1 pseudogene is annotated in these 338 nt (G+C 51.5%); it reads left to right on the forward strand.

The window, feature by feature from the left end:
* Positions 1–257, forward strand: a pseudogene (locus tag XcuCFBP2542_RS19900) (hypothetical protein); the annotation flags it as partial.
* Positions 258–338: the final 81 nt, after the last annotated feature.

Below are 338 nucleotides of genomic sequence, written 5' to 3' on the forward strand. Positions count from 1 at the left end.
GAGTTCCTGAGGCTCAAGATCATCGCCAGCTTCCTGCCCGCGCTACCCGAAAATGCTCGATTGCACCCACAGTGATCCGCGAAGACCCAAAAGAAACACATACCAGGATCTTCATCTCTGAAGCAGAGGCAAGAACACAAGGACTTTTCTCTGTTGGAAGCGACACATTGACACTTGAACAGTGCAAAAGCCCTGTTCAAAAACAGACCATCCCTCAAACATTCGACCCACGAGACCTTAAAATTCTTCCTGATTAGCCCCATCCCTCAGCCAAGAAAGTTGCTTGCCATGCGCAAAACTCGCTCTGGGCAAGGCTTGCAGCGCATCAGCGCCGTCGC

This window comes from Xanthomonas cucurbitae (genome assembly GCF_002939885.1).
GTDB classification, from domain to species: domain Bacteria; phylum Pseudomonadota; class Gammaproteobacteria; order Xanthomonadales; family Xanthomonadaceae; genus Xanthomonas; species Xanthomonas cucurbitae.